This is a genomic window from Pseudomonas sp. NPDC089918, assembly GCF_050280605.1.
Classification (GTDB): Bacteria; Pseudomonadota; Gammaproteobacteria; order Pseudomonadales; family Pseudomonadaceae; genus Aquipseudomonas.
The window spans coordinates 18,344-43,134 of record NZ_JBNNVP010000020.1 but is presented as its reverse complement, the minus strand read 5'-3'; the positions used below and the strand labels follow the sequence as shown (position 1 = coordinate 43,134).

22 protein-coding genes are annotated in these 24,791 nt (G+C 59.5%); 7 read left to right on the top strand and 15 right to left on the bottom strand.

Annotated elements, in window-relative coordinates:
* Nucleotides 1-38: 38 nt before the first annotated feature.
* From ACQKPC_RS15935 to ACQKPC_RS15925, 3 genes are all read right to left on the bottom strand, one after another.
* Nucleotides 39-1,274, bottom strand: a complete 1,236-nt coding sequence (locus tag ACQKPC_RS15935; RefSeq protein WP_427625483.1) for an RNA polymerase sigma factor — start codon at nucleotides 1,272-1,274, stop codon at nucleotides 39-41.
* A 76-nt stretch (nucleotides 1,275-1,350) separates the two neighbouring features.
* Entirely contained in the window at nucleotides 1,351-1,695 is a 345-nt protein-coding gene (locus ACQKPC_RS15930; RefSeq protein WP_427625482.1) for a YciI family protein, read from the bottom strand.
* Between the two features lie 100 nt (nucleotides 1,696-1,795).
* Nucleotides 1,796-2,221, bottom strand: coding sequence for a YybH family protein (locus tag ACQKPC_RS15925; protein ID WP_427625481.1), 426 nt, complete (start codon nucleotides 2,219-2,221; stop codon nucleotides 1,796-1,798).
* Between the two features lie 140 nt (nucleotides 2,222-2,361).
* Between ACQKPC_RS15925 and ACQKPC_RS15920 the strand changes: the two genes are divergently transcribed.
* From ACQKPC_RS15920 to aqpZ, 3 genes are all read left to right on the top strand, one after another.
* Nucleotides 2,362-2,847 (top strand): GNAT family N-acetyltransferase, encoded by a 486-nt coding sequence (locus tag ACQKPC_RS15920; RefSeq protein ID WP_427625480.1) that lies wholly within the window; start codon nucleotides 2,362-2,364, stop codon nucleotides 2,845-2,847.
* Between the two features lie 18 nt (nucleotides 2,848-2,865).
* On the top strand, nucleotides 2,866-3,471 hold the full coding sequence (locus ACQKPC_RS15915) for a pyridoxamine 5'-phosphate oxidase family protein (RefSeq protein ID WP_427625479.1): 606 nt from the start codon (nucleotides 2,866-2,868) through the stop codon (nucleotides 3,469-3,471).
* A 338-nt stretch (nucleotides 3,472-3,809) separates the two neighbouring features.
* Nucleotides 3,810-4,508 carry an aquaporin Z gene (gene aqpZ, locus ACQKPC_RS15910; RefSeq protein WP_008071923.1) on the top strand — a complete coding sequence of 233 codons (699 nt, stop codon included), beginning with the start codon at nucleotides 3,810-3,812 and terminating at the stop codon, nucleotides 4,506-4,508.
* Between the two features lie 20 nt (nucleotides 4,509-4,528).
* On the opposite strand, the gene ACQKPC_RS15905 is transcribed toward aqpZ, so the two are convergent.
* The 7 genes from ACQKPC_RS15905 to aceK all read right to left on the bottom strand — a co-directional run bounded on the left by ACQKPC_RS15905 (nucleotide 4,529) and on the right by aceK (nucleotide 15,762).
* The gene (locus ACQKPC_RS15905; RefSeq protein ID WP_427625478.1) at nucleotides 4,529-5,653 is read right to left on the bottom strand and encodes a GNAT family N-acetyltransferase; all 1,125 of its coding nucleotides are present in this window, start codon (nucleotides 5,651-5,653) and stop codon (nucleotides 4,529-4,531) included.
* A 149-nt stretch (nucleotides 5,654-5,802) separates the two neighbouring features.
* A complete protein-coding gene (locus tag ACQKPC_RS15900; protein ID WP_427625477.1) occupies nucleotides 5,803-7,146 on the bottom strand; it encodes an OprO/OprP family phosphate-selective porin in 1,344 nt (447 codons plus the stop codon).
* 222 nt (nucleotides 7,147-7,368) lie between these two features.
* Nucleotides 7,369-7,605, bottom strand: coding sequence for an anti-sigma factor family protein (locus ACQKPC_RS15895; RefSeq protein WP_427625476.1), 237 nt, complete (start codon nucleotides 7,603-7,605; stop codon nucleotides 7,369-7,371).
* On the bottom strand, nucleotides 7,599-8,213 hold the full coding sequence (locus ACQKPC_RS15890; RefSeq protein WP_007898730.1) for an RNA polymerase sigma factor: 615 nt from the start codon (nucleotides 8,211-8,213) through the stop codon (nucleotides 7,599-7,601). Before ACQKPC_RS15890 ends, ACQKPC_RS15895 begins: the two co-directional genes overlap by 7 nt.
* 232 nt (nucleotides 8,214-8,445) lie before the next feature.
* Entirely contained in the window at nucleotides 8,446-9,567 is a 1,122-nt protein-coding gene (locus tag ACQKPC_RS15885; protein WP_427625475.1) for a beta-ketoacyl-ACP synthase III, read from the bottom strand.
* Nucleotides 9,568-9,943: 376 nt separating this feature from the next.
* Complete coding sequence (gene hrpA, locus ACQKPC_RS15880) at nucleotides 9,944-13,855, bottom strand: ATP-dependent RNA helicase HrpA (protein ID WP_427625474.1); 3,912 nt, start codon at nucleotides 13,853-13,855, stop codon at nucleotides 9,944-9,946.
* Between the two features lie 185 nt (nucleotides 13,856-14,040).
* The gene (aceK, locus tag ACQKPC_RS15875; protein ID WP_008071935.1) at nucleotides 14,041-15,762 is read right to left on the bottom strand and encodes a bifunctional isocitrate dehydrogenase kinase/phosphatase; all 1,722 of its coding nucleotides are present in this window, start codon (nucleotides 15,760-15,762) and stop codon (nucleotides 14,041-14,043) included.
* A 129-nt stretch (nucleotides 15,763-15,891) separates the two neighbouring features.
* Between aceK and ACQKPC_RS15870 the strand changes: the two genes are divergently transcribed.
* The gene (locus ACQKPC_RS15870) at nucleotides 15,892-16,800 is read left to right on the top strand and encodes a DMT family transporter (protein ID WP_427625473.1); all 909 of its coding nucleotides are present in this window, start codon (nucleotides 15,892-15,894) and stop codon (nucleotides 16,798-16,800) included.
* Nucleotides 16,801-17,011: 211 nt separating this feature from the next.
* Here ACQKPC_RS15870 and ACQKPC_RS15865 read toward each other — a convergent pair whose 3' ends face one another.
* From ACQKPC_RS15865 to cysK, 3 genes are all read right to left on the bottom strand, one after another.
* A complete protein-coding gene (locus ACQKPC_RS15865) occupies nucleotides 17,012-17,875 on the bottom strand; it encodes a DMT family transporter (RefSeq protein ID WP_427625472.1) in 864 nt (287 codons plus the stop codon).
* A gap of 553 nt (nucleotides 17,876-18,428) precedes the next feature.
* The gene (locus tag ACQKPC_RS15860; protein ID WP_427625471.1) at nucleotides 18,429-19,367 is read right to left on the bottom strand and encodes an aspartyl/asparaginyl beta-hydroxylase domain-containing protein; all 939 of its coding nucleotides are present in this window, start codon (nucleotides 19,365-19,367) and stop codon (nucleotides 18,429-18,431) included.
* 249 nt (nucleotides 19,368-19,616) lie between these two features.
* Nucleotides 19,617-20,591 carry a cysteine synthase A gene (gene cysK / locus ACQKPC_RS15855; RefSeq protein WP_008067581.1) on the bottom strand — a complete coding sequence of 325 codons (975 nt, stop codon included), beginning with the start codon at nucleotides 20,589-20,591 and terminating at the stop codon, nucleotides 19,617-19,619.
* Between the two features lie 126 nt (nucleotides 20,592-20,717).
* On the opposite strand from cysK, the gene ACQKPC_RS15850 reads away from it, so the two are divergent.
* Nucleotides 20,718-21,794 carry a DUF748 domain-containing protein gene (locus tag ACQKPC_RS15850; RefSeq protein ID WP_427625469.1) on the top strand — a complete coding sequence of 359 codons (1,077 nt, stop codon included), beginning with the start codon at nucleotides 20,718-20,720 and terminating at the stop codon, nucleotides 21,792-21,794.
* On the opposite strand, the gene ACQKPC_RS15845 is transcribed toward ACQKPC_RS15850, so the two are convergent.
* Entirely contained in the window at nucleotides 21,791-22,294 is a 504-nt protein-coding gene (locus ACQKPC_RS15845; protein ID WP_427625468.1) for a DUF2442 domain-containing protein, read from the bottom strand. The genes ACQKPC_RS15850 and ACQKPC_RS15845 overlap by 4 nt on opposite strands.
* Complete coding sequence (locus ACQKPC_RS15840; protein WP_063342788.1) at nucleotides 22,282-22,512, bottom strand: DUF4160 domain-containing protein; 231 nt, start codon at nucleotides 22,510-22,512, stop codon at nucleotides 22,282-22,284. The genes ACQKPC_RS15845 and ACQKPC_RS15840 overlap by 13 nt, the downstream gene beginning before the upstream one ends.
* Nucleotides 22,513-22,714: 202 nt before the next feature.
* Here ACQKPC_RS15840 and ACQKPC_RS15835 point away from each other — a divergent pair, with 202 nt between their 5' ends.
* On the top strand, nucleotides 22,715-23,560 hold the full coding sequence (locus ACQKPC_RS15835; protein ID WP_008067574.1) for an AAA family ATPase: 846 nt from the start codon (nucleotides 22,715-22,717) through the stop codon (nucleotides 23,558-23,560).
* 11 nt (nucleotides 23,561-23,571) lie between these two features.
* Nucleotides 23,572-24,750, top strand: coding sequence for a vWA domain-containing protein (locus tag ACQKPC_RS15830; protein WP_427625466.1), 1,179 nt, complete (start codon nucleotides 23,572-23,574; stop codon nucleotides 24,748-24,750).
* The last annotated feature ends 41 nt before the right edge of the window (nucleotides 24,751-24,791 follow it).

The window sequence follows — 24,791 nt, the reverse complement described above, 5'->3', positions numbered from 1 at the left end:
GGAGCGAGCCTGCTCGCGATGGGGCCGGTGAAATCACATCACTCCAACGCCCGCAGCCGCCCCTCAATAAACCGCCGCTCCGGCACTTGCTGCGTCAATTCCAGCGCCCGCTCATACGCCGCTCGCGCCTCTTCCACCCTCCCCAACTGCCGGTAAAACTCTGCCCGCGCCGAATGCGCCAGGTGGTAATCCAGCAATTCGCCCCGCGCCAGAATCCCTTCGATCAACATCAACCCGGCCTGCGGGCCATCGCGCTTGGCCAGCGCCGCCGCGCGGTTGAGTTCGATCACCGGTGATGGCACGGCCCGCAGCAGCACGTCATACAGACCGACTATCTGCGGCCAGTCCGTCTCCGCGGCCGTCGGTGCTTCGGCGTGCACCGCCGCAATCGCCGCTTGCAGGCAATATGGCCCGAAGCGCCGCGTTGTCAGCGCCCGTTCCACCAGTGCACAGCCTTCGGCAATCAGTTCGGCGTCCCACAACGAGCGATCCTGTTCATCCAGCACAATCAGTTCACCACTCGATGAGGTCCTGGCCGGGCGCCGGGATTCGTGCAACAGCATCAGCGCCAGCAGCCCCATCACCTCCGGTTCGGGTAGCAATTCCATCAACAACCGACCGAGACGAATCGCTTCACGCGTCAGGTCTTCGCGGGTCAATTCGTTGCCGATAGACGCCGAGTAGCCTTCGTTGAACACCAGGTAAATCACCCGCAGCACGCTGTCGAGACGTTCAGGCAGTTCCGTCAGGGTGGGCACCTGATAAGGGATTTTCGCGTCACGAATCTTCGCCTTGGCCCGCACGATGCGTTGGGCGATGGTGGCCGGCGCCGAGAGAAAGGCCCGGGCGATTTCTTCGGTGGTCAGGTCGCAGACTTCACGCAGGGTCAACGGCACTTGAGCATCCGCCGCCAGTGCCGGGTGACAACAGGTGAAGATCAGCCGCAAGCGATCGTCTTCCACATCTTCATCACTCCAGTCAGCCTGCTCCAGCTCTTCCAGTTGAGCGATCAACATCGGCCGGGACGCATTAAAACGCGCGCGCCGACGCAACACATCGATGGCCTTGAAACGCCCGGTGGACACCAGCCAGGTGCGCGGGTTGTCCGGCACACCGTCACGCTGCCAGCGTTCGACCGCGACGAAGAACGCCTCGTGCAGCGCTTCTTCGGCGAGGTCGAAATCGCCGAGCAGACGGATCAGAGTCGCCAGAATCCGCCGCGAATCTTCGCGGTAGACCTGCTCGACTCGCGCCTGTACCGACTCGCCGGACATCAGTGCGGCATGCCTTCGACGGGCATTCGTTGCAGGGGTGGCAGACTCATGAAAGAACTCCTGTTGTGCTGGTTATTCAGGGATTGAGCTGGCGAACGGGCCGCACCTCGACACAGCCGACCCGGGCCGCCGGGATGTTGCCGGCGACCTGGAGGGCTTCATTGAGGTCCTTGGCATCAATCAGGTAGAAACCGGCCAACTGCTCCTTGGTTTCAGCGAACGGGCCATCGGTGATCAACATCTTGCCGTTGCGCATGCGCACGGTGGTCGCGGTCTGCACCGACTCCAGCGCTTCGGCGGCGAGCATCCGCCCACTGCCCTGGATCGACTCGGCGTAGGCCATGCACTCGGCGTCCTGGGGGCTTTCGGGCAGCGAGTGCAATTCGTGCTCGTTACTGTAGACCAGGCATAAATACTTCATGGGGGCTCTCCATTTCTTTGGGGCTTTGCCCTGATCGAACGGATCAACTATGGCTGCGGATTGGCATTTTGGCGCCCTTTCCAGACGATCAGCCCGACGATCAGGGTTCCAGGTTGAACAGCACCGCGCCGCTCGTCATGTCGAACGGTGCCGACCAGTGTTCGTGGACGATTTGCCATAGCCCCGCTTCCTGGCGGTAGCACGCGGTGACGCGCATCCAGCAGGCCTGGGTTTCACCCTTCTCATTGGTGCCGCCGCAATGTGCCAGCCAGTGCGCGAAAGCGATCTCCTGCGACGGCACGATGTCGATCTCGTGGAACTCGAAAATGTGCGGGCCAGGGCACATCTCCATGCATTCCTGCCAATGCGCACGGTAGGCCGCCTTGCCCTTGAACTGCAGGGCTTTGACCGCATCGAAGGAGACGATGTCGTCGGCGTACAGGGCCATGACCTTTTCCACGTCCTTGGCGATGACCGCCTGGCGATAGTTCTCGATCAGGTTATGAATTTGTGTCTGAGCATTCATGATGGTTCTCCGTGGTTTTTTGTTGAAGACACCCTTAGTCGTCTGGCGAAAAGCCAAATCGACAACCGAAATAAAAATAATCCATGGGAGCAAATTCGCTAGAATCCGAAGCTCATTTCCGTTGGAAAAAGGACACTCCAGTGACAGCCCGACTCGTGCCTTACGAAAGCCTGAACGCCCTGCAGCGCCAACAGGTCGAGGCCATCGAAATCCACGCCGAACAAATCAAATTCTCCGGCGACATTCATGGTGCGTTGCACACTTTGCTGTCCAAACCGGGCCCTGGCGTCAAAGGCTTTGCGCTACTGGTGGAGGATGTTCCGGTGGCCTTCCTGCTGCTCAAGCGCCCGCCAGTGCTGCCGGCCTGGGCCAATGAACACAGCGCCACCCTGCACGCCCTGCAAGTCGATCGCCGCGCCCAGGGCAAAGGCTATGGCAAAGCCTGCCTGCAAGCCCTGCCCGAGGTTGCGCGCCAGGCCTGGCCGGAAATCAAAGGGCTGGAGTTGTCGGTGGATGCAGACAATGAGTCGGCCATCGCGCTGTATGCCAAATATGGCTTTGTCGACAGCGGCGAAGCGTACAAAGGCCGGATCGGTTATGAACGGCGGATGGGGTTGGTTTTCTGATTCGTAGAGGGATGAACGATGTTGAATTCAATCGAAGCGCTGGAAGCGATCTACGGCCTGCCCCATGACCGCGCGGTGCGCAAGCAGATCCCGTTTCTGAACGAGGACTATCAGGCGATGGTCCGCGCCTCGCCACTGGTGATAATCAGCTCGGTCGGCCCCGACGGCATGGACGGTTCGCCGCGTGGCGATACGCCGGGTTTCGTGCGGATCGTCGATGAACACACGCTGGCGATTCCGGATCGACCGGGCAACAACCGTATAGACACGCTGCGCAATGTCGTGCTCGATTCGCGAGTATCGCTGCTGTTCATCATCCCGGGGATCGGCGAGACACTGCGGGTCAACGGCACGGCGCAGATCAGCGCCGAGCCCGAGTTGCTGGAGAGTTTTGCAGTCAATGGCAAACCGGCGCGCACGGTGATGCTGGTGACGGTGCAAGCAGCGTATTTCCACTGCTCGAAAGCGATTGTGCGTTCGGATCTGTGGAACCCGCACAAACACCTCGAACGCTCTGCGCTGCCGACCGCCGGGGCGTTTCACAAGCGCCTGAACGATGGGCAGTTCGATGCCGAAGCGTATGACCGGGAAGCACCGGCGAGAGTGCGGGACAGTCTCTACTGACACGATGACTAGCCACTGTGGGAGCGGGCTCATGTGGCGAGGGGGCTTGCCCCCGTTGGACTGCGAAGCAGTCCTAAACCCTGCCCCCCTCGTTCAGCCAGGCATACCGCATACGCCGGATTTGCGACTGCTTCGCAGCCGAACGGGGGCGAGCCCCCTCGCCACATAAGCCCGCACACATTAGATCAGCGAACCGCCACAACCCTTTAGACACAGGCTCCGGCGGTTTTTATGGTCACTGGAATTTCATTCAAACCCTGCTGTACTCAGCAAAGGTTCTGGAGTAGTCCATCTGCTGGATGCACAACGACAGTGTTATCTCGACAGGGAAACTCGCTATGTCTTTGTTCAAACGTTCGGCTACAGAATTGGTGGGGACGTTCTGGTTGGTGTTAGGGGGGTGCGGCAGTGCGGTCCTGGCGGCGGCGTTTCCAGACGTGGGGATCGGTTTACTGGGGGTGTCCCTGGCATTCGGTTTGACGGTGCTGACGATGGCCTTCGCTATCGGCCACATTTCGGGCTGCCATCTCAACCCTGCAGTGTCGGTCGGGCTGGTCGTCGGCGGACGATTTCCTGCCAAAGAACTGCCCGCCTACATCATCGCCCAAGTGATTGGCGGGATCATCGCAGCGGCCCTGCTGTACTTCATCGCCAGCGGCAAACCCGGCTTCGAACTGGCCAGCGGCCTTGCATCCAATGGCTACGGCGAACACTCGCCCGGCGGCTACTCGATGGCGGCGGGGTTTGTCAGTGAACTGGTGATGACCGCCATGTTCATCCTGATCATTCTCGGCTCCACCGATAAACGCGCGCCGGCCGGGCTGGCGCCCATCGCCATCGGCCTGGCGCTGACCCTGATCCACTTGATCTCGATTCCGGTCACCAACACCTCGGTCAACCCGGCCCGCAGTACGGGCCCGGCGCTGATTGTCGGCGGTTGGGCGATTCAACAACTGTGGCTGTTCTGGCTGGCGCCGATTCTGGGTGCGGTCATCGGCGGTGTGATGTATCGCTGGCTGGGCAAAGAAGACAGCTGACAAGGGACATAACGCGAAGATCAGCCTTGCCGGTAAGGCAAGGCAGTCTTCGCTTCTTCTGCATACCCCATGACCCCGACCCGCTCACGCTCAAGGAAGTCTTTCACCGCCGCCTTCAAGCCCGGGTGTCGCAGGTAATGCCAGGAATGGGTGATCACCGGTTCAAAGCCTCGAATCAACTTGTGCTCGCCCTGAGCGCCGGCGTCAAAACGCTGAAAGCCGTTGGCAATCGCGTAATCCATGCCTTGATAGAAACAGGTCTCGAAGTGCAAACGATCGAACTCCGCCAGGCAGCCCCAGTAACGGCCATAGAAGCTGTCGCCACCGACCAGACTGAAGGCCATGGCCACCGGTCGTGAACCTTGCTTGGCTAGCACTACACGGATCGACTCCGGCATGCGCTCGGCCAACAGACTGAAAAACTCCCGCGTCAGGTACGGCGCCTGCCGACGCACCGCGTAGGTATTGGCGTAGCAGGCATACACAAAGTCCCACTGCGCCTGATCCAGTTGCCGTCCTTCCAGCCATTCGAAGTCGATGCCCTGCCCCGCCACTTGCTCACGCTCCTTGCGCATTTGCTTGCGCTTGCGCGAACTGAGGGCGTCGAGGAAGTCCTGAAAATCCCGATAGCCGCGATTCTGCCAGTGGTACTGACAGCCAATGCGCTGCAACCAGCCAGGCTGTTCGGCCAATGCCGCGTCGGTGAATGGATCGGTGAAGTTGATATGCGCGCTGGAGAGTCCTTCGATCTCAAGGTAACCCGGCAGGCTCTGCAGGAGCTCGAAACCGTCCTCGATCGTCGCCGCCAGCAATCGCGGCCCGCTGACCGGGCTGAACGGTACCGCCGTCAACAACTTGGGGTAGTAGTCGATGCCGGCACGCTCACAGGCTTCGGCCCAGGCATGGTCGAACACGTACTCGCCGTAGGAATGCCATTTGCGGTAACTGGGCAGCGCGGCGATCAGACGATCGCCTTCAACATGCAACAGATGCTCGGGCTGCCAGCCGGAATGCGGGCCGAGGCTGGCGCTGTCTTCCAGCGCGCTCAGAAAGGCATGACGCAGAAACGGCTGAGTTTCCGGTACCAGCGCGTCCCAGGTGTGCGGCGCGATTTCGGACAGACTTTCCAGACGTTGCAGCGGCATCAGTATCCCCGACCATCATTTTCTACAGATGGGAGGAGTATCGCTTATCTGATTGCCTAACCCGAAACAAAAAAAACCCCGCCGAAGCGGGGTTAAACGAGAGGAGCTTTAACGGATGAAGAAAGAGCTCTTACAGCGTTTACCGCAATTTAGAACACGTATTGAGCGCGGACCACGAAGCCGTCACCGCTGTCATCACCGGTGCGACGGGCAGGCGTCGTGCCGCTGGCCGCAGTGGCGTTGGTCACGTTGTCCGTCTTGGCCTTGAGGTAGGCGCCAGTGATTTTCACCGCTTCGTTGGCGTACCAGTTGACACCCAGGGTATGCACTTGGGCTTCGGCATCGCCGACATCGCGGGTCAGGCTGGCGGTGGTGATGTTGTCGTCTTCGACGGTCAGGCTGTCGTAACGATAGAACAGCTCCCAGGCGCCGATGGATTTGTTGGCTGGCTTGATCGCGTCGAACTTGCCGACTTTATAGCCACGGGCTTCGCCGGTGAGGGTGTAGGCACCCTGAACGTAGAAACCGTGACCCTTGATGTCTTCAAGGTTGCTGGCATCGGCCTTGGTTTTGCGGGCGACGTATTCACCCTGGATCGAGGCCGGGCCCATGGCGAATGCGGCTTCCAGGCCGACAGCGTCGTCACGGTCATAAGAGCCGGCAGGTGATGTGGAACTGCCACCCAGCACCGGACGGTTGCCGTTGGTGCCGGCATCGTTGCCGCCGAGGGTTTCAACGCCACGCATGCCCATGCGGGTGCGATAACGCGAATCGAAGGCCGTGTCGGAGACATCACGGGACGCGACGTTCACACCGAAGTGCAGCACATTGCCGGCGTCATGCATCGGCGCGAAGACAAAACGGCCGTTGACCTGTTTAACGCTGTTGCCATCGGTATCGTCGGTGTCTTTGCTGAACACGCCGGCGGAAGCGTAGAACGAATCAGCGAAGGTGCTGGAGGCTTGCAGGCCCAGACCATTCTGGTGGCTGTTCGCCCAATCGACCATGTCGTACGCCATGTTGCGTTCTGGCGCAGTGACCCACTTGGAGCTGGTGGCTTTTTCCAGGCCGAAGTCCGGGTCGAAACGACCGACTTTGATCGAGACCGGTTTGAAGCCGTTGTAGGCCAACGACGCTTCGTCGAAGTAACCGTTATCGGAATCACCGCTGTTGTGGGAGAAGTCGTAGTTGATGGTGTAAGCCCAATCCGTGTACAGCACACCAGACAGCTCCAGGAAGCCACGACGGATGTAGGCAGCGTCAGCGGTATCACCGTTTTTGGTGTAGACACCATCGAACTGGCTGTAGTCAGCCTGCAAGCGACCGCCGAGTTTGAAGCTGAATTCTTTATCGGTGGTGGCGACTTCGAGGCCGCCCTTGGTTTTGACTACGATATCGGCGCCGTCAGTGGTGACGGTGCCAGCGAAAGCCTGGGCGGTTACTGCCATGGCCAATACGCTGGCGGCAAAACCGGCGAAGTGCTTACGGATCATCGAAGAGTTCCCCTAATTGGTGGTCTGTAGCTTGGAAACACGCGGGTCTGGCCCGCTTGTGTTGGGAGGGAATCTTGGAGGCGGGGTATTTCAGCCGGGTTGCTGATAGATAAAGATTTTATGACAGGGGAACTTTTTTACTTCGAATCGAAATAACAGAAAAGGGATGAGCTGCAAGCCGCAAACCAGAGCGGCTGAAGGGATATGTTACGGGCGGAAAAACTACGGTTTGTTCTTCAAATGTTCCTTGGCGAGTCGCTCAGCCAGCGCATCCAGGTCAGGCACAGGCGGCTCGGGCATCACTTTCAGGGTGGCCTGCATCAACCGCATCTGCCGAATGAACCGCCGGCAATTAGGGCAGAACATCAAATGATGCCGCACCATCAGTCGCTCTCGAAAACTCAACTGGCCATCGAGATAATCACTGGAGCGCGCCACTTGTTCCTTGCAGGTCAACATTCGCCGGTTTCCTCAAAATGCTCCACGGTCGCAAAGACCTTCAACCGTGCCCGATGCAGCAGCACACGAACATTGGAGAGCGAGATCTCCAGAAGATTACAGATCTCCTCCAGCTCCAACCCCTGTCGCTCACGCAACAGCAAAACACTGCTTTGCAGTTCCGACAGGCTGAGCAGCGTGTGCTCCAGACATTCGCGCAGCTCGTTTTCGGTCAACAGGGCCTCTGGCGTGTCCTGATGCCAGGCGTACGGCGCCACCAGCCAATGTCCATCAGTCGATGAAAAACGATCGTCATCGAGGGTGCCGTGAGGCGACGGCAGGTCATCGAGCAGCACTTCCCGGCGGTTTTGCTTGTAGCGGCTCTTGGCCGAGTTGGCGGTGATGGTCAGCAGCCAGGTCTTGAGGCTCGAACGCCCCTCGAACCCGCCGAGATTGCGCACCACCGACAGCCAGGCATCCTGTACCACCTCGTCGACATGTCGGTTGCCGACGATGGCATAGGCCACCGCGCGCATGGCGCTCTGGTAAGTGCTGACCAGTTCCTTGAAAGCCCTCTGCTCGCCCGCCAGCAGGCGTTCGAGCAATAGGGTGTCGTCAGCTGCGGCCATGCAAACCTCGTTTCAGAACCATCGATGTTCCAGCATCAGACAACATTGTGGCGAGGGGGCTCGGTGGCGAGGGGGCTTGCCCCCGTTGGGTGGCGAAGCCGCCCCAAAATCAGCCAGCGCGGACATTCAGGCAAATCGCGGTAATGGGTTTACGACTGCTTCGCAGCCGAACGGGGGCAAGCCCCCTCGCCACAACAGCCCACTCACCACAAGCTCACTCACCACACAAGCATCAGCGCTTGCGCAGAATCACGCTGCCAATCGAGTAGCCGGCGCCGAACGAGCTGAGTACCGCCAGCGAACCGCTGACCAGATCGTCCTGATACTTGTGAAACGAAATCACCGAACCGGCAGAACTGGTGTTGGCATAGGTGTCGAGAATCACCGGGGCTTCTTCTTCGGTGGCTTCGCGGCCCAGCAGCTTCTTGACGATCAAGTGGTTCATGCTGAGGTTGGCCTGGTGCAGCCAGAAGCGCTTCACGTCGCTGACGTTGAGCTGGTTTTCTTCCAGGTGCGTGGCGATCAGCTCGGCGACCATCGGGCAGACATCGCGGAACACCTTGCGGCCTTCCTGGACGAACAGCTTGTCGGGGGCACCGATGCCCTCTTCCGCAGCGCGGTTGAGGAAGCCGAAGTTGTTGCGGATGTTGTTGGAGAACTTGGTCAGCAGTTTGGTGCTGACCACGTCGAACTGGTACTTGGACGTCGCGAGATCCGCACGCTCGATGATCACCGCCGTGGCGGCGTCGCCGAAGATGAAATGGCTGTCGCGGTCGCGGAAATTCAAGTGACCGGTGCAGACTTCAGGGTTGACCATCAGGATCGCCCGAGCCTGGCCCAGTTGCACGCTGTTGGCCGCTGCCTGGATGCCGAAGGTCGCCGAGGAACAGGCGACGTTCATGTCGAAACCGAAACCCTGAATGCCCAGCGCTTCCTGGACTTCGATGGCGATGGCCGGATAGGCGCGTTGCAGGTTGGAGCAGGCGACGATTACGCCGTCGATGTCAGCGGCGGTCTTGCCGGCGCGCTGCAAGGCTTGTTCGGCCGCGCCGATGGCCATCTGGCAAAGCACTGACCACTCGTCGTTGGAACGTTCTGGCAGGCGTGGTGCCATGCGCTGCGGATCGAGAATGCCGTCCTTGTCCATGACAAAGCGGCTTTTGATGCCGGACGCTTTTTCGATAAACGCCGCGTTGGATTCGGTCAATGCCTCGACTTCGCCGCGCGCGATGGCTTCGGCGTTGTCGGCGTTGAACTGCGCGACGTAAGCGTTGAAAGACTGCACCAGCTCTTCATTGGAAATGCTGTTGGCCGGGGTGTACAGGCCGGTGCCGCTGATGACGACGTTATGCATGGTCGTTTCTCTAATCCGTTCAGGCAGAAAGCGCTGGCACCGACGTACCAACACACAAAGGGTCTATTCCAGGTCCGGACGCAAACCTGGCATCGCTTTATTCCGATCCGCCCGGGCCCGTGAAGGCTCAAAACCGCGGGGCTGGCGTTTATAGGCGCGAAGTTTGCCATAAACGCTGGCTTTTGGCGCCTTTTGCAAAAGCACAGCATACGTGTGGGAGCCGGTGTGGCGAGGGGGCTTGCCCCCGTTCGGCTGCGTAGCAGTCGTAAAACCAACGCACTCGGTATACCTGATACACCGGGGCCGCAGGTTTGGGGCGGCTTCGCCACCCAACGGGGGCAAGCCCCCTCGCCACAAAAGCTCGCTCCCACCGGGGTTATGGTTCGACCTGGCTCCATTGCTTGTTCAGGCGCTTGTCGGAGATCGGCACCTTGGTCCCCAATTGCTGCGCGAACAGCGAGACCCGGTATTCCTCCAGCCACCAGCGATAGAGTTCCAGCTGCGGATCGCGCTTGCCTTCCTGGGCGTGTTTGTTGGCGCGGGTCTGGTATTGGGCCCAAAGGCCGGACAACTCGCCGCTCCAGACCCGATCCCGCTGTACCTGCGCACCGATTTTCTCGAAGCGCTGCTCGACTGCTTTCAGATAACGCGGCAGCTCCTTGAGCCACAGCATCGGCGTTTCACGCACGAAGCCCGGATACACCAGATGGCTGAGCTGCTGCTTGATGTCGTTCAAGGCCACGGCTTGCGCCAGGTCGATCTTGCCCTTGAAGCGTTTTTGCAGGCCGTGCCAGAGCTTGAGAATCTCCAGCGTCAGCTTGGCCAACCGTTCGGCGTGCTCGGTCCAGCCGCCACGTTTGCGCTCGGCCAGCGACGCCAGCCCGGCGCCATCGCGTGGCAACGGGTCTTCGCCCTCGAGAATGCAGCTGTCGAGACTGGCCAGCAGAATGTCTTCCACCAGGCTGTCGACTCGCCCCATGTCGCGGTACATCAGGCCCAACTCGGTCAGCCCCGGCAACTTGCCGCGCAGGAACTTCGCCGGTTCCGCCAATTGCTGCATCAGCAAGCGCTGCAAGGCCCGGCGATGCTGGAACTCGGCTTCGGCCGGGGTCGAGAATCGACCTTCCTTGACTGTGCCGCCCTCTTCCACCAGCGCCGGATACACCGTCATCGATAGCCCGGCGATTTTCTGCTGGGTTTTCTCGGCCACGGCGGCAAAGACTTTCGGCTCCACCGGTTGTTGGCTCTTCGCCGTTTGCGGCACCGCCAACGCAGCCTGGCTCGCCTCGGCAAAGCGTGCGGTCAGCTCGGCCAGGTCACGGCCTTCGCCGAGGAACTTGCCCTGACCGTCGACGATTTCCAGGTTCATCCGCAAATGACTTTCGACCTGTTGCGACGCTTCGGCCCACGCCTCATCGCTGACCCGCGCACCAGTCATGCGCAATAACTCGCGGCCCAGCGCCAGAGGCAACGAGCCCTCGGCAAACGTGATGCGCTGCAAGGCGGCTTTGACGAAGTCCGGCACCGGCACGAAATTCTTGCGCAACGCTTTAGGCAGGTTGCGCACCAGCGCAATGCACTTGGCCTCGATCACGCCCGGCACCAGCCATTCCAGTCGTTCCGGCGGCAGCATCGGCAACAGCGGCGCCGGCACGCGCAAGGTCACGCCGTCGCGAGGATGGTTGGGTTCAAAGTGATAACTCAGCGCCAGTTCCAGATCACCGATGTGCAGGGTGTCCGGGTAATGCGCGGCGGTGACTTCGCTGGCTTCGCGGGCCAGCACGTCTTCTTCGCGCATGATCAGCAGCTGCGGGTCTTTCTGACTGTTGACCCGGTACCAACTGTCGAAGGTCGCAGTCTGGTGAATCTCTGCTGGCAGTCGCGCATCGTAGAAGGCGAACAAGGTTTCTTCGTCGGCGAGGATGTCGCGGCGGCGCGCCTTGGCTTCCAGTTCGTCGAGCTGTTCCAGCAACTGTGCATTGGCAGACAAACACTTGGCCTTGGATTGAATCTCGCCGCGCACCAGACCTTCGCGAATAAAAAACTCACGAGACACCACCGGGTCAATCGGCCCGTAATGCACCGGCCGGCGCCCGACCACGATCAGCCCGAACAGGGTGATTTGCTCGAAGGCCACGACCTGACCGCGCTTCTTCTCCCAATGGGGTTCGAAGTGGTTTTTCTTGATCAAGTGCCCGGCCAGCGGCTCGATCCAGTCGGCGTCGATCTTGGCGACCATCCGCGCGTAGAGTTTGGTGGTTTCCACCAGTTCGGCGGTCATCAGCCATTGCGGACGCTTCTTGCCAAGGCCGGACGACGGGTGAATCCAGAAGCGCCGCTGACGGGCACCGAGGTAATCGCCGTCTTCGGTTTTCTGGCCGATCTGGCTGAGCAATCCGGACAACACGGCTTTGTGCAGTTTCGGGTAATCCGCCGGTTCTTTGTTGAGGCTCAGCTGCATGTCGCGACAGATCAGGCTCAACTGGCGATGGGAGTCGCGCCACTCGCGCAGGCGCAGGTAATTCAGAAAATTCTTGCGGCACCAGTTACGCAGCGGGCTGGCGGTCAAGGCCTGGCGTTGCTCTTCAAAACCACGCCACAGATTGACCAGCCCGGCGAAGTCCGAATCCACGTCCTTCCATTGCGCGTGAGCCTGATCGGCCGCTTGCTGACGCTCCGGCGGACGTTCGCGGGGGTCCTGAATCGACATGGCACTGGCGACGATCAGCACTTCCTGCAAGCTGCCAAGTTTCGCTGCTTCCAGCAGCATGCGGCCCATGCGCGGGTCCACAGGCAGCCGTGCCAGCTGGCGACCAAGCGGCGTCAACTGACTGTTGCGGTCCACCGCCGAGAGTTCTTGCAGCAGGTTGAAACCATCGCTGATGGCCTTGCCATCCGGCGGCTCGATAAACGGGAAATCGGTGATCTCGCCGAGGCGCAGATGGAGCATCTGCAAAATCACCGCCGCGAGGTTGGTACGCAGGATTTCCGGGTCGGTAAATTCCGGGCGGCCGATGAAATCTTCTTCGCTATAGAGGCGGATGCAAATGCCCGGTTCGACCCGCCCGCAACGGCCTTTACGCTGGTTGGCACTGGCCTGGGAAATCGCTTCGATGGGCAGGCGTTGCACCTTCGCGCGGTAGCTGTAACGACTGATGCGCGCGGTGCCACTGTCGATCACGTAACGGATGCCCGGCACCGTCAGCGAGGTTTCGGCGACGTTGGTCGCCAGTACCACGCGACGTCCAGGGTGAGACTGGAAAATCCGCTGCTGCTCGGCCGGCGACAGCCGCGCGTACAACGGCAGAATCTCGGTGTGTTTGAGCTGGGCCTTGCGCAGCATGTCGGCGGCATCACGAATCTCGCGCTCGCCGGGCAGGAACACCAGCACGTCGCCGGGGCTCTTGCGCTCGCTGCGTTCGAACGCGGCAATCTCGTCGAGGGTGGCGAGAATCGCCTGATCCACGGTCAGGTCATCCTCGACGCGGTTGCCCTCCTCGTCCTGCTCCAGGGTCAGCGGGCGGTACCAGGTTTCTACCGGGAAGGTACGACCGGAGACCTCGACGATCGGCGCATCATCGAAGTGCTTGGAGAAACGCTCCAGGTCGATGGTGGCCGAGGTGATGATGACTTTCAGGTCCGGACGACGCGGCAACAGGGTTTTCAGGTAACCGAGCAGGAAGTCGATGTTCAGGCTGCGTTCATGGGCTTCGTCGACGATGATCGTGTCGTAGCGTTCGAGGTAGCGGTCGTTCTGGGTTTCCGCCAGCAGGATGCCGTCGGTCATCAGTTTGATCAGGGTGTTGGAATCGCTCTGATCCTCGAACCGCACCTGATAGCCGACCAACGCGCCCAACGGCGTCGCCAGTTCTTCGGCGACCCGGCTCGCCACGCTGCGGGCGGCGATTCGACGGGGCTGGGTGTGGCCGATCAGGCCGTGCTGGCCGCGACCGATTTCCAGGCAGATCTTCGGCAACTGGGTGGTTTTACCCGACCCGGTTTCGCCGGCAATGATCAGCACCTGATGCTTGAGCAGCGCCTCTTTGATTTCGTCGCGCTTGGCGGCGATTGGCAGGCTGTCGTCGTAACGAATCACCGGCAGGCTGGCGCGCCGCGCCAACACCTGATCGCAAGACGCCTGCGTGCGCGTCACCCACTGGGCCAGTTTGGCCTCGTCAGGTTTCTTGCGCAGCTCCAGCAACTGCCGCCGCAGCCGGTGGCGGTCGGCGAGCATGGCGTGATCGAGGTTTTTCAGCAATTTGTCGATTGAAGGCGATTCGTCAGTCATCAGGTACGCAAAAGTCGTCTAGTGGCGCAGGGGGCGGATTGTCGCAGATTTGCGCCCCCATGTGATCGTTCCCACGCTCTGCGTGGGAATGCAGCAAGGGACGCTCTGCGTCCCAAGAGCGGACGCGGAGCGTCCGGGGAGGCATTCCCACGCGGAGCGTGGGAATGATCAGTGTCAGGTGCGGGCTACTCGTTATCGAGGCCCTTGCGCCGATACGGGAACACATCAATCACCTTCCCCGCCCGAATAGCCTCCTGCAGGCTCTTCCAGTAATCGGCGTTGTACAACTCACCGTGCAACTGATCGAACAACCGCCGTTGCCCCGAATCGGCAAACAGAAACGGTGGAAACTCTTCAGGAAACACATCCAGCGGCCCGATCGAATACCAAGGCTCGGAAGCCATTTCGTCTTCCGGTGTACGCGGTTGCGGGATGTGGCGGAAGTTGGCTTCGGTCAGGAAACAGATCTCGTCGTAGTCATAAAACACCACACGACCGTGACGGGTGACGCCAAAATTCTTCAGCAACATGTCGCCGGGGAAAATGTTCGCCGCCGCCAGTTGCTTGATCGCCAGACCGTAATCCTCCAGCGCCTCGCGAACCTGCGCCTCGTTGGCGTGTTCCAGATAAAGGTTCAACGGCGTCATCCGGCGTTCGGTCCAGCAGTGACGAATCAGCACCGTATCGTCCTCCACCGAGACCGTGGACGCGGCCACTTCGAGCAACTCTTCCAGGCATGCCGGCTCGAACTTGCTCAAGGGGAAACGGAAGTCGGCGAACTCCTGGGTGTCGGCCATCCGCCCGACCCGGTCGACGCTTTTCACCAGGCGATACTTTTCGATCACAGTGGCGCGGTCGACGTTTTTCGACGGCGAGAAGCGGTCCTTGATGATCTTGAAGACGGTGTTGAAGCCCGGCAGGGTAAACACGCTCATGACCATGCCGCGCACGCCGGGGGCCATGATGAACTGGTCGTCAGTGTTGGCCAGGTGATTGATCAGCGCCCGGTAAAACTCGGACTTGCCATGCTTGTAGAAACCGATCGAGGTGTACAGCTCGGCGATGTGCTTGCCCGGCAGGATGCGTTTGAGAAAGCCGATGAATTCCGCCGGCACCGGCACATCGACCATGAAGTACGAACGGGTGAAGGAGAAGATGATCGACACCTCCGCCTCGTCAGTGATCAGCGCATCGATCTGGATGCCCCGGCCTTCGCGGTGCAGCAGCGGAATCACCAGTGGCCATTGCTCGTCGGGGGTGTAAATGCGCCCCACCAGATAGGCGCCCTTGTTGCGGTAAAGCACCGAGGAAAACAGTTCGACGCTCAGCTCCGGGTCCTTGCAGACCCAGTCCGGCAGGTTCTCGCGCAATTGCGCTTCGAGGCGACGCAGGTCGCCGGCCAGATCGGCGTAATCTTCGCTGAAGCGGTAGTCGGCAAAGATGCTCGTGAGCATGCCGGACAACTGCCCCTGCGGCTTGTAGGTGCGGGTTTGCGCGGCCCGGGCGCGGCGCAGGCTCGGCCGCGTGGTGTGAATGAACATGCAGCCATCGCTGATCAGGTCGTGGCTGAACAGGCCGCAGAAAATCGAGTTGTACCAGGTCTCGGACAGTTCATCGTCGAAGCGCAGGTCGATCAGGCTGATGTAAGCGCTTTTGACCAGCGGCCAGTTGCTGACGTCCATCAGCACATCGGTCTCGAACGAAGCATGCAAGCGCCCTACCGTTTCGCCGACCTTTTCTTCGTAGAGGTTGATCCGCGCCGCCGACGCGACTTGCGTCTCCTGCCATTGGGCCTGCTCGAAACGGGCTCGGGCGCCGTCGGTGATCTGACGGAAATGCTCGCGGTAATCGTCAAAGCCATCGAGGATCATTCGGGCGATGTCGGCGGCTGGCCATTGCTGCGGCATAGGTAAAACCTCGGCGGCTGTTCTTGTCGTTGGAGCCTGAGCTTAGTGGCCCTGTGTGACGCAACGCAACCATTGCCTTGCGCCCTGACTGGCGCGACACTTGCGCGCCAATCAAGGAAGGAAAGCGCTGTGAACCCCGTCGATATCCTGCGTATGTTGTCGCTTGCCGCCATTTGGGGTGCGAGTTTTCTGTTCATGCGCGTTATTGCCCCAGTGATTGGCACAATCCCCACTGCTTTTTTTCGCGTGTCGATTGCCGCCGTCGGGCTGCTGGTGATCCTTGGACTGATGCGCATCAGCTGGGATTTCAAAGGCAAATTCAAGACGGTGATGCTGCTGGGGATGATTAACTCCGGGATTCCAGCGACCCTCTATTCCGTGGCCGCCCAGGTGCTGCCGGCCGGTTACTCGGCGATTTTCAACGCCACCACGCCGCTGATGGGTGTGCTGATCGGCGGATTGTTCTTCCATGAAAAACTCACCGCCGCCAAGTTGGGCGGCGTCTTTCTCGGCCTGTTCGGCGTGGGCATCCTCACCCGCGCCGGGCCGGTGGCGTTCAACATGGAACTGCTGATGGGCGCACTCGCGTGCCTGATGGCCACCACCTGCTATGGCTTTGCCGGGTTCCTCGCCCGGCGCTGGCTCGACCATGCCGGGGGTCTCGACAGTCGCCTTTCGGCGCTGGGCAGCATGCTCGGCGCGACGTTGTTGTTGCTGCCGTTGTTTGGCTACAGCGTGATCAGCCAGCCACCGGTGAGCTGGGGCGGCTGGAGTGTCTGGCTGTCGTTGCTGGGGTTGGGTTTGGTCTGCACAGCCTTTGCCTACATTATTTATTTCCGTTTGCTGACGTCGGTTGGCCCGGTGAAATCGATGACCGTGACCTTCATGATCCCGCCGTTCGGCGTGTTGTGGGGGGCGCTGTTGCTGGATGAGCCGCTGTCGATGGCGCACCTTTATGGCGGGGTGTTGATTGCGCTGGCGTTGTGGCTGGTGTTGAAGCCGGCAGTGGTGAAGGCGCCTGAGGTGGTTGCCAGGTAGTGATGTGGTGTTGCTGATGACGCCTTCGCGGGCAAGCCTCGCTCCTACACCGGAAATGCATTCCCCCTGTAGGAGCTGCCGAAGGCTGCGATCTTTTGATCTTGCTCTCCGGCAGCCCCGAAAAGATCGCAGGCTACGCCAGCTCCTACACTGGATCGGTGTTACGACGAAGATCCAGTGCAGGAGCTGTGCCTGGAGCGGCCTTTCGGTTTCAAGCGCTCTTACGGAACACAAACACCAGGCCAACGATGATCAGCCCCATTCCCAGCAGGCTCAACGCCGCCAGTCGGTTGCCAAAGATCAGGTAATCCATCACCGCCGTCACCGCCGGCACCAGGTAAAACAGACTGGTGACATTCACCAGATTGCCCCGGGCGATCAGCCGATACAGCAGCAGCGTCGCCAGCACTGATACCACCAACCCCATCCACAACACCGGCACGATGAACCCTGTGCTGTGTTCGAATTGAAACGGCTGGAACGGTACGAAGATCCCGCAGAGCAACAACCCCGCCAGATACTGCACCGGCAGTGTGCCGAGAGGATTATCGGTGATGCGTTTCTGCATGATCGAGCCGAACGTCATGCTCGCCAGCGCCAACAGACCGAAGAGCATGCCAGCCAATGACATGCCGGCCAGACCGATGCCTTGGTAAACCACCATAATCAACCCGGCCAGGCCTAGCGCAAGACCGAAGATCCGGCTTATTGATCGGTGCCGCTCCATGATCACTACGGTGAGAATCGGTTGCACGCCCATGATGGTTGCCATCATGCCGGGGGTGACCTTCAGGTCCAGGGCCAGCAGATAGAAAATCTGATAAGCCCCCAGCAACACCACGCCTGTGGCCATTGCATACAACATCGGCTTGCCGCCCTTGGGTAGTTTCAGCTTGAGCAACGGCATCAACAGCACCAGCCCGCACAGGGCGATGGCGAAACGAATCAGCAAAAAGGCGAAGGGTGATGCGTGCGCCAACCCCCATTTGGAGAAGATCGCCCCGCTGCTCCACAGCAAAACGAACAGGCTCGTGGACGCCGCCGCGAGCGCGGATTTTTTCGAAAGGACAAACATGAATACCACCTGTAGTCAGGCACAAAGCCAACTCAGCCGAAGCTGAAATTCAGTAGTTTTTTCAGGCGCTTTTTCAGATGGGCACAGGAACAGCAGAAAAAAGCTGATCAGCCCGAGAAGCCAACGCCTGGCGGTGATACGACTGCGCACACCGGCGTGCTACTGACAGGTGGGGGGTAATGACTGATCTGCGCAGGCTGCTGATTCCCGCACGGCAAGACGCCAGCGTTGACCGCTGAATCGACTACCGCGTTGATGGGGGAAGCTGGCATGGGCTGATCTTTTTTGATGGGTGAAAGGGTGGTTCGGGAAACCACCGAGGGCCGACTATAACCAGCGTGTGACATGGATTGCAATGAGTTAACGTCAGAGCCGAGAAACAGGAACCTGACACGATCCCTGTGGCGAGGGGGCTCGCCCCCGTTCGGCTGCGAAGCAGTCGTGAACCAGGCATTGCATTGGTTCTGAAAGAGATGGGATCGTTGTTTTTTGGGGCCGCTTCGCGACCCAACGGGGGCAAGCCCCCTCGCCACAGGTCGCTCAGTAATCGGTCTCACCCAAACAGCCAATACCCCAACAACGCCAACACCACCACCGCCAGCACCGGCCGCAGTACGCGGTAAGCCTTGGGATTACGACGCTTCCACTGTTTGACCACACCGCTGAACTTGTCGCTGAAGTTCTTACTCCAGGCATAGGCCTGATTGATCCCGCCAACGCGTTCATCGTCAAGGTTCTGGGGTGCCGTGGCGCGCCCCAGCAAGCCGCTGATCCAGCGGTTGATACCGGTCATGAGGCGGTTGCTCATCGGTCGCTCGATGTCGCAAAACAGGATGACCCGGGTTTGCTCGGTTTCGTTCTTGACCCAGTGCACGTAGGTTTCATCGAACATCACGTCTTCCCCATCACGCCAGGCATAGACCTGACCATCGACGAAGATGCGGCAATGATCGGAGTTCGGTGTCGACAGCCCCAAGTGATAACGCAAAGAACCGGCGAACGGATCGCGATGCGGGTTGAGGTGACTGCCACCGGGCAGTAGCGCAAACATGGCGCCTTTGACGCTGGGAATACTGCTGACCAACGCCACGGTTTTCGGGCACAAGGTTTCGGCCGACGGCAGGGGTTTGTCATACCACTTGAGGTAGAAACGCTTCCAGCCCTTCTTGAAGAATGAACCGAAACCGGCGTCGTTGTTCTTTTCGGCAGCGCGAATGTAGCCCTCGTCGAACAAGTGCATGGCTTCGTCGCGAATAACTTCCCAATTGTCCCTGAGCACATCCAGTTCGGGGAACTTGCTGCGGTCCAGGTAGGGTTTGGATGGCACGCTGGAGAACAGGTACATCAGGGCGTTATAAGGTGCGAACAGGGCCGAATGATTGACGAACTGACGCAGAACCGGCAAACGCGCCTTGCCACGCAAGTGCACATAGAGCGTGCTACCGAGAAACAGCAACAACACCGACGCCTTCGCGACAAAGGAAAAGTTCATCTACAACTCCTTGATAGTAGGTAACTTTGCACAACGCCATTTACCCGACGTGGCAATCGGCCATGATAAACACTACCGGCCTCGGGAAATACCCGCATCACTCAACATTCAGTGTTAAGGATTACGCAACAAACACTTATTAACACAAAGTTCCTGAACGGGGGCTGACCTGAATCACCCCCCTTTCATACGCGATTCAAAAGCAAGATCAAAAGATCGTCCGAACGCGGCCCGAACCTTCGGCAGCTCCTACTGCTGATTCTCCTGTTCGGTAAACAGATCACTGAACAGCATGCTCGACAGGTAGCGCTCGCCAGAGTCGGGCAGAATCACCACGATGGTCTTGCCCTGCATTTCCGGAGTTTCGGCCAGCCGCACAGCCACCGCCATGGCGGCGCCGCACGAGATACCGCTCAAAATCCCTTCTTCCTGCATCAGGCGCAGGGCCATTGCCTTGGACTCATCGTCGCTGACCAGTTCGACCCGGTCGACCATCGACAGGTCCAGGTTCTTCGGCACAAAGCCAGCGCCGATGCCCTGAATTTTGTGAGGGCTCGGCTTGATCTCTTCACCCGCCATCGCCTGGGTGATCACTGGAGACACCACCGGCTCCACCGCCACCGAGATAATCGGTTTGCCCTGGGTATTCTTGATATACCGCGAAACCCCGGTAATGGTTCCACCTGTCCCGACACCCGCCACCAGTACGTCGACCGCACCGTCGGTGTCGTTCCAGATTTCCGGCCCGGTGGTTTTTTCGTGAATGGCCGGGTTGGCCGGGTTTTCGAACTGCCCCGGCATGAAGTAGGTCGATGGATCACTGGCGAGGATTTCGGCGGCTTTCTCGATCGCGCCTTTCATGCCTTTGGCCGGTTCCGTCAACACCAGTTCGGCGCCAAGGGCTTTGAGCACCTTGCGCCGTTCGATGCTCATGGACGCGGGCATGGTCAATACCAACCGGTAACCGCGGGCAGCGGCAACAAACGCCAGGCCGATGCCGGTATTGCCCGAAGTCGGTTCGATGATGGTCATGCCAGGCTTGAGTTTACCGGTGCTTTCGGCGTCCCAGATCATGTTCGCGCCGATCCGGCACTTGACCGAATAGCCGGGGTTACGCCCTTCGATCTTGGCCAGGATGGTGACACCGCGCGGGGCGATACGGTTGATCTGAACCAGCGGCGTATTGCCAATGGAATGGGCGTTGTCAGCATAAATACGGCTCATGGCTGGGTCCTTATACAGCGTTGAATTAGCTGTCCAAGGTATGCCTGTTACCCGTGGTCGTCCAGTCAGTCGAACGTCCGCTTACCCCCGCAGTCAATCGCTTTATACCGCCAGAGATTTGCCGCCATGAAGCGTCGATACAGTTGGCCCCTGTGGACCCTCGCCGGCCTCGTTCTGCTGCTGGTTGCCCTGCACATTGCCCTGCCCTACGTGGTGCGCGATTACCTCAACGAAAGATTGGCGAACATGGGTGACTACCGCGGGCAGATTACCGACGTAGACCTGGCCCTGTGGCGCGGCGCCTACAAAATCAATGGACTGAAAATCGTCAAGGTCAATGGCAAGGTTCCCGTGCCTTTCGTCAACGCGCCATTGATTGATCTCTCCGTCAGCTGGCACTCGCTCTGGTATGACCACGCGGTGGTGGCCGAGGCGCAGTTCGACAAACCCGAGGTGAACTTCGTCGACGGCGGTGCCAACAAGAAAAACTCCCAGACCGGTGAGGGCACCGACTGGCGGGCACAATTGGAAAAATTGCTGCCGATTACCCTGAACGAAGTGCGGATCAACGACGGGCGGGTCACCTTCCGAAACTTCAACTCAAAACCGCCCGTGAACATGAATGCCACTCAGGTCAATGCCAGCATTTACAACCTGACCAACGTGGTCGACACCAAAGGCAAACGCGACGCCCGATTCGACGGCAAGGCTCTGTTGCTGGGCCATGCGCCACTGGAAACAACGGCAACCTTCGATCCGCTAAGCGACTTCCAGGACTTCGAATTTCGCCTGCGCGCCAGGAACCTTGAACTCAAACGCATGAACGACTTCGCCTCGGCCTACGGCAAGTTCGACTTCAATGCCGGCCATGGCGACGTGGTCATCGAAGCCGAAGCCAACAAGGGCCAACTCACCGGCTACATCAAGCCGCTATTGCACGACGTCGATGTGTTCAACTGGCAACAAGACGTGGAAAACAAGGACAAAGGGATTTTTCGCTCCATCTGGGAAGCACTCGTCGGGGGTACCGAGAATGTGTTGAAGAACCAGCCGAAAAACCAGTTCGCCACTCGCGTCCAGCTCAGAGGGAGCGTGCATCAGAAAGATATCAGCGCATTCGAGGCTTTTTTGCAGATTTTGCGAAATGGTTTTATCGAGGCGTTCAATGCCCAGTACGAGCGGCCCAAGCCGGATACAGACTAGGATTTACGTGTAACGGTGTAGCGACCGGTATCCTCCGCCGCCCGCGCCGGGTTTGATTGCTGTTGCAGAAAGTCCCAGCCCAGACAGGCCAGCGCCAACGACCGCGGCACAGCTTCACGACCACTGCTGTAGCGACTGATACTGCGGGCACTAACCCCCAACGCCTCTGCCGCCTGATTCAACGGTAGCCCGGTGCGAGCACGCCAATCGATGAAAATACGGGTGTTTTCATCTGCCGCATTTTGCGCCAGAGCATCCAGATACAGCGTGTCTGCGCCTATCTGGATATCCAGTTCGGGCCACTCCACGCTCCAGCCATCGTCACCCAAAGCGGCGCCTTCAAAAGCATGCCCCTCCAGCAATGGTTGCAATCCTGGGTACGAACGCAGATCACGACTTAAATCCAGGCTCAGTTGCTGACCATCGATAAAGGTCAGCGCCAGACGGTAATCCGGCAGTACCTGCACAGCCGACAGCCGTGGTCGTTTCATGGGTAACATCGTTTCCAATCCTCCAGCAATTGCACCTGATGGGCCCTGACCCACTCCAGCGCTTCCTTGATAATCAGCGGCGGCGCCTTGCCCATCATCACTTCGAGGGTTTGCAGGCTGAGCATCACGTCCAGGCCGCCACCTGTCAGATGGACATGGGGCGGCGGGTGATCCTTCTCGCGCAACTGAATGCGGTACGTATCGCGAAATCGGTATTTAGTAGACATGCCCCGCAAGCTATCGCCAAAATGGCGATAGCTCAATACTGGCTAGCGGCCGAGACTGAGTCAAGATGTGACGCCCCATTCAGAGACTGAATAAGCCGTCTGCGTTCACAGTCGACCGGGCACCGCGTTATAGTCGGGTACTACAATTATTGCGCCCCGCCCTGCCTCGTTCAGGTCGGCGTTACCGTTCGAGGATTAGCAGATGAAGTTCGAAGGCACCCAGGCCTACGTCGCCACCGATGACCTGAAGCTGGCGGTCAACGCCGCCATCACTCTGGAACGGCCACTGCTGGTCAAGGGCGAGCCAGGCACCGGCAAGACCATGCTCGCCGAGCAACTGGCCGAGTCCTTCGGCGCCAAGTTGATTACCTGGCACATCAAGTCCACCACCAAGGCGCATCAAGGCCTGTACGAGTACGACGCGGTCAGCCGCCTGCGAGACTCGCAGCTGGGCACGGAAAAGGTTCACGACGTTCGCAACTACCTGAAGAAGGGCAAGCTCTGGGAGGCTTTCGAGTCCGAAGAGCGGGTGATTCTGCTGATCGATGAAATCGACAAGGCCGACATCGAGTTCCCCAACGACTTGCTGCAAGAACTCGACAAGATGGAGTTCTACGTTTACGAGATCGACGAGACCATCAAGGCCAAGAAGCGCCCGATCATCATCATTACCTCCAACAACGAGAAAGAGCTGCCGGACGCCTTCCTGCGCCGCTGCTTCTTCCATTACATCGCCTTCCCGGATCGCATCACGATGCAGCGGATCGTCGACGTGCATTACCCGAACATCAAGAAAGACCTGGTCAGCGAAGCGCTGGACGTGTTCTTCGACGTGCGCAAGGTGCCGGGGCTGAAGAAGAAGCCATCGACCTCCGAACTGGTGGACTGGCTGAAACTGCTGATGGCCGACAACATCGGTGAAGCGGTACTGCGCGAGCGCGATCCGACCAAGGCCATTCCGCCACTGGCCGGCGCCTTGGTGAAGAACGAACAAGACGTGCAATTGCTTGAGCGTCTGGCGTTCATGAGCCGTCGCGGCACTCGATAAGGGTCAACGCCATGTTGCTCAACCTGTTCAATGAAATGCGCGCAGCCAAGGTGCCGGTCTCGGTGCGTGAGCTGCTGGACCTGATCAACGCGCTGAAACAGCGCGTGACTTTCGCCGACATGGACGAGTTCTATTACCTGTCCCGGGCGATCCTGGTGAAGGACGAAAAGCATTTCGACAAGTTCGACCGGGCGTTCGCTGCCTACTTCAATGGCCTGGAAAAGCTCGACGATCACCTTCAGGCATTGATCCCGGAAGACTGGCTGCGCAAGGAATTCGAGCGTTCCCTGACCGATGAAGAGCGGGCCGCGATCCAGTCCCTCGGCGGCCTGGACAAGCTGATCGAAGAGTTCAAGAAGCGCCTGGAAGAACAGAAAGAACGCCATGCCGGCGGTAACAAATGGATCGGCACCGGCGGCACCAGCCCGTTCGGCTCCGGTGGCTTCAACCCGGAAGGCATTCGGGTCGGCGATGCCGGCAAGCGTCAAGGCAAAGCGGTCAAAGTCTGGGATCAGCGCGAGTACAAGAACCTCGACGATTCGGTCGAACTGGGCACGCGCAACATCAAGGTCGCCCTGCGGCGCCTGCGTAAATTCGCCCGTCAGGGTGCGGCGGAAGAACTGGACATCGACGGCACCATCGACCACACCGCTCGCGATGCCGGGCTGCTGAACATCCAGATGCGTCCGGAACGCCGTAACACCGTCAAGTTGCTGTTGCTGTTCGACATCGGCGGCTCGATGGACGCCCATGTGAAGATCTGCGAAGAACTGTTCTCGGCCTGCAAGACCGAGTTCAAGCATCTGGAGTACTTCTACTTCCACAATTTCATTTATGAATCGGTGTGGAAGAACAACATGCGTCGCACCTCTGAGCGCACCGCCACCCAGGACCTGCTGCACAAGTACGGCGCCGACTACAAAGTGATCTTCATCGGCGATGCCGCCATGGCGCCCTATGAAATCACTCAGGCCGGCGGCAGTGTCGAACACTGGAACGAAGAAGCCGGTTACGTGTGGATGCAACGCTTCAAGGAAAAGTACAAAAAGCTCATCTGGATCAACCCGTACCCAAAAGACACCTGGGGCTATACCTCATCGACCAACATCGTGCGGGATTTGATTGATGACCAGATGTTCCCGCTGACGTTGCGGGGGTTGGAGGAAGGGATGCGGTTTCTTTCCAAATAGAGCGCTGATCGTTCCCACACTGCTGATCGTTGATCGTTCCC

What these genes read in the sequence shown, in the direction of transcription:
- ACQKPC_RS15935 (WP_427625483.1), bottom strand. Translation starts at nt 1,274, where the DNA reads ATGTCCGGCGAGTCGGTACAGGCGCGAGTCGAGCAGGTCTACCGCGAA.
- ACQKPC_RS15930 (WP_427625482.1), bottom strand. Translation starts at nt 1,695, where the DNA reads ATGAAGTATTTATGCCTGGTCTACAGTAACGAGCACGAATTGCACTCG.
- ACQKPC_RS15925 (WP_427625481.1), bottom strand. Translation starts at nt 2,221, where the DNA reads ATGAATGCTCAGACACAAATTCATAACCTGATCGAGAACTATCGCCAG.
- ACQKPC_RS15915 (WP_427625479.1), top strand. Translation starts at nt 2,866, where the DNA reads ATGTTGAATTCAATCGAAGCGCTGGAAGCGATCTACGGCCTGCCCCAT.
- aqpZ (WP_008071923.1), top strand. Translation starts at nt 3,810, where the DNA reads ATGTCTTTGTTCAAACGTTCGGCTACAGAATTGGTGGGGACGTTCTGG.
- ACQKPC_RS15905 (WP_427625478.1), bottom strand. Translation starts at nt 5,653, where the DNA reads ATGCCGCTGCAACGTCTGGAAAGTCTGTCCGAAATCGCGCCGCACACC.
- ACQKPC_RS15900 (WP_427625477.1), bottom strand. Translation starts at nt 7,146, where the DNA reads ATGATCCGTAAGCACTTCGCCGGTTTTGCCGCCAGCGTATTGGCCATG.
- ACQKPC_RS15895 (WP_427625476.1), bottom strand. Translation starts at nt 7,605, where the DNA reads ATGTTGACCTGCAAGGAACAAGTGGCGCGCTCCAGTGATTATCTCGAT.
- ACQKPC_RS15890 (WP_007898730.1), bottom strand. Translation starts at nt 8,213, where the DNA reads ATGGCCGCAGCTGACGACACCCTATTGCTCGAACGCCTGCTGGCGGGC.
- ACQKPC_RS15885 (WP_427625475.1), bottom strand. Translation starts at nt 9,567, where the DNA reads ATGCATAACGTCGTCATCAGCGGCACCGGCCTGTACACCCCGGCCAAC.
- hrpA (WP_427625474.1), bottom strand. Translation starts at nt 13,855, where the DNA reads ATGACTGACGAATCGCCTTCAATCGACAAATTGCTGAAAAACCTCGAT.
- aceK (WP_008071935.1), bottom strand. Translation starts at nt 15,762, where the DNA reads ATGCCGCAGCAATGGCCAGCCGCCGACATCGCCCGAATGATCCTCGAT.
- ACQKPC_RS15865 (WP_427625472.1), bottom strand. Translation starts at nt 17,875, where the DNA reads ATGTTTGTCCTTTCGAAAAAATCCGCGCTCGCGGCGGCGTCCACGAGC.
- ACQKPC_RS15860 (WP_427625471.1), bottom strand. Translation starts at nt 19,367, where the DNA reads ATGAACTTTTCCTTTGTCGCGAAGGCGTCGGTGTTGTTGCTGTTTCTC.
- cysK (WP_008067581.1), bottom strand. Translation starts at nt 20,591, where the DNA reads ATGAGCCGTATTTATGCTGACAACGCCCATTCCATTGGCAATACGCCG.
- ACQKPC_RS15850 (WP_427625469.1), top strand. Translation starts at nt 20,718, where the DNA reads ATGAAGCGTCGATACAGTTGGCCCCTGTGGACCCTCGCCGGCCTCGTT.
- ACQKPC_RS15845 (WP_427625468.1), bottom strand. Translation starts at nt 22,294, where the DNA reads ATGTTACCCATGAAACGACCACGGCTGTCGGCTGTGCAGGTACTGCCG.
- ACQKPC_RS15840 (WP_063342788.1), bottom strand. Translation starts at nt 22,512, where the DNA reads ATGTCTACTAAATACCGATTTCGCGATACGTACCGCATTCAGTTGCGC.
- ACQKPC_RS15835 (WP_008067574.1), top strand. Translation starts at nt 22,715, where the DNA reads ATGAAGTTCGAAGGCACCCAGGCCTACGTCGCCACCGATGACCTGAAG.
- ACQKPC_RS15830 (WP_427625466.1), top strand. Translation starts at nt 23,572, where the DNA reads ATGTTGCTCAACCTGTTCAATGAAATGCGCGCAGCCAAGGTGCCGGTC.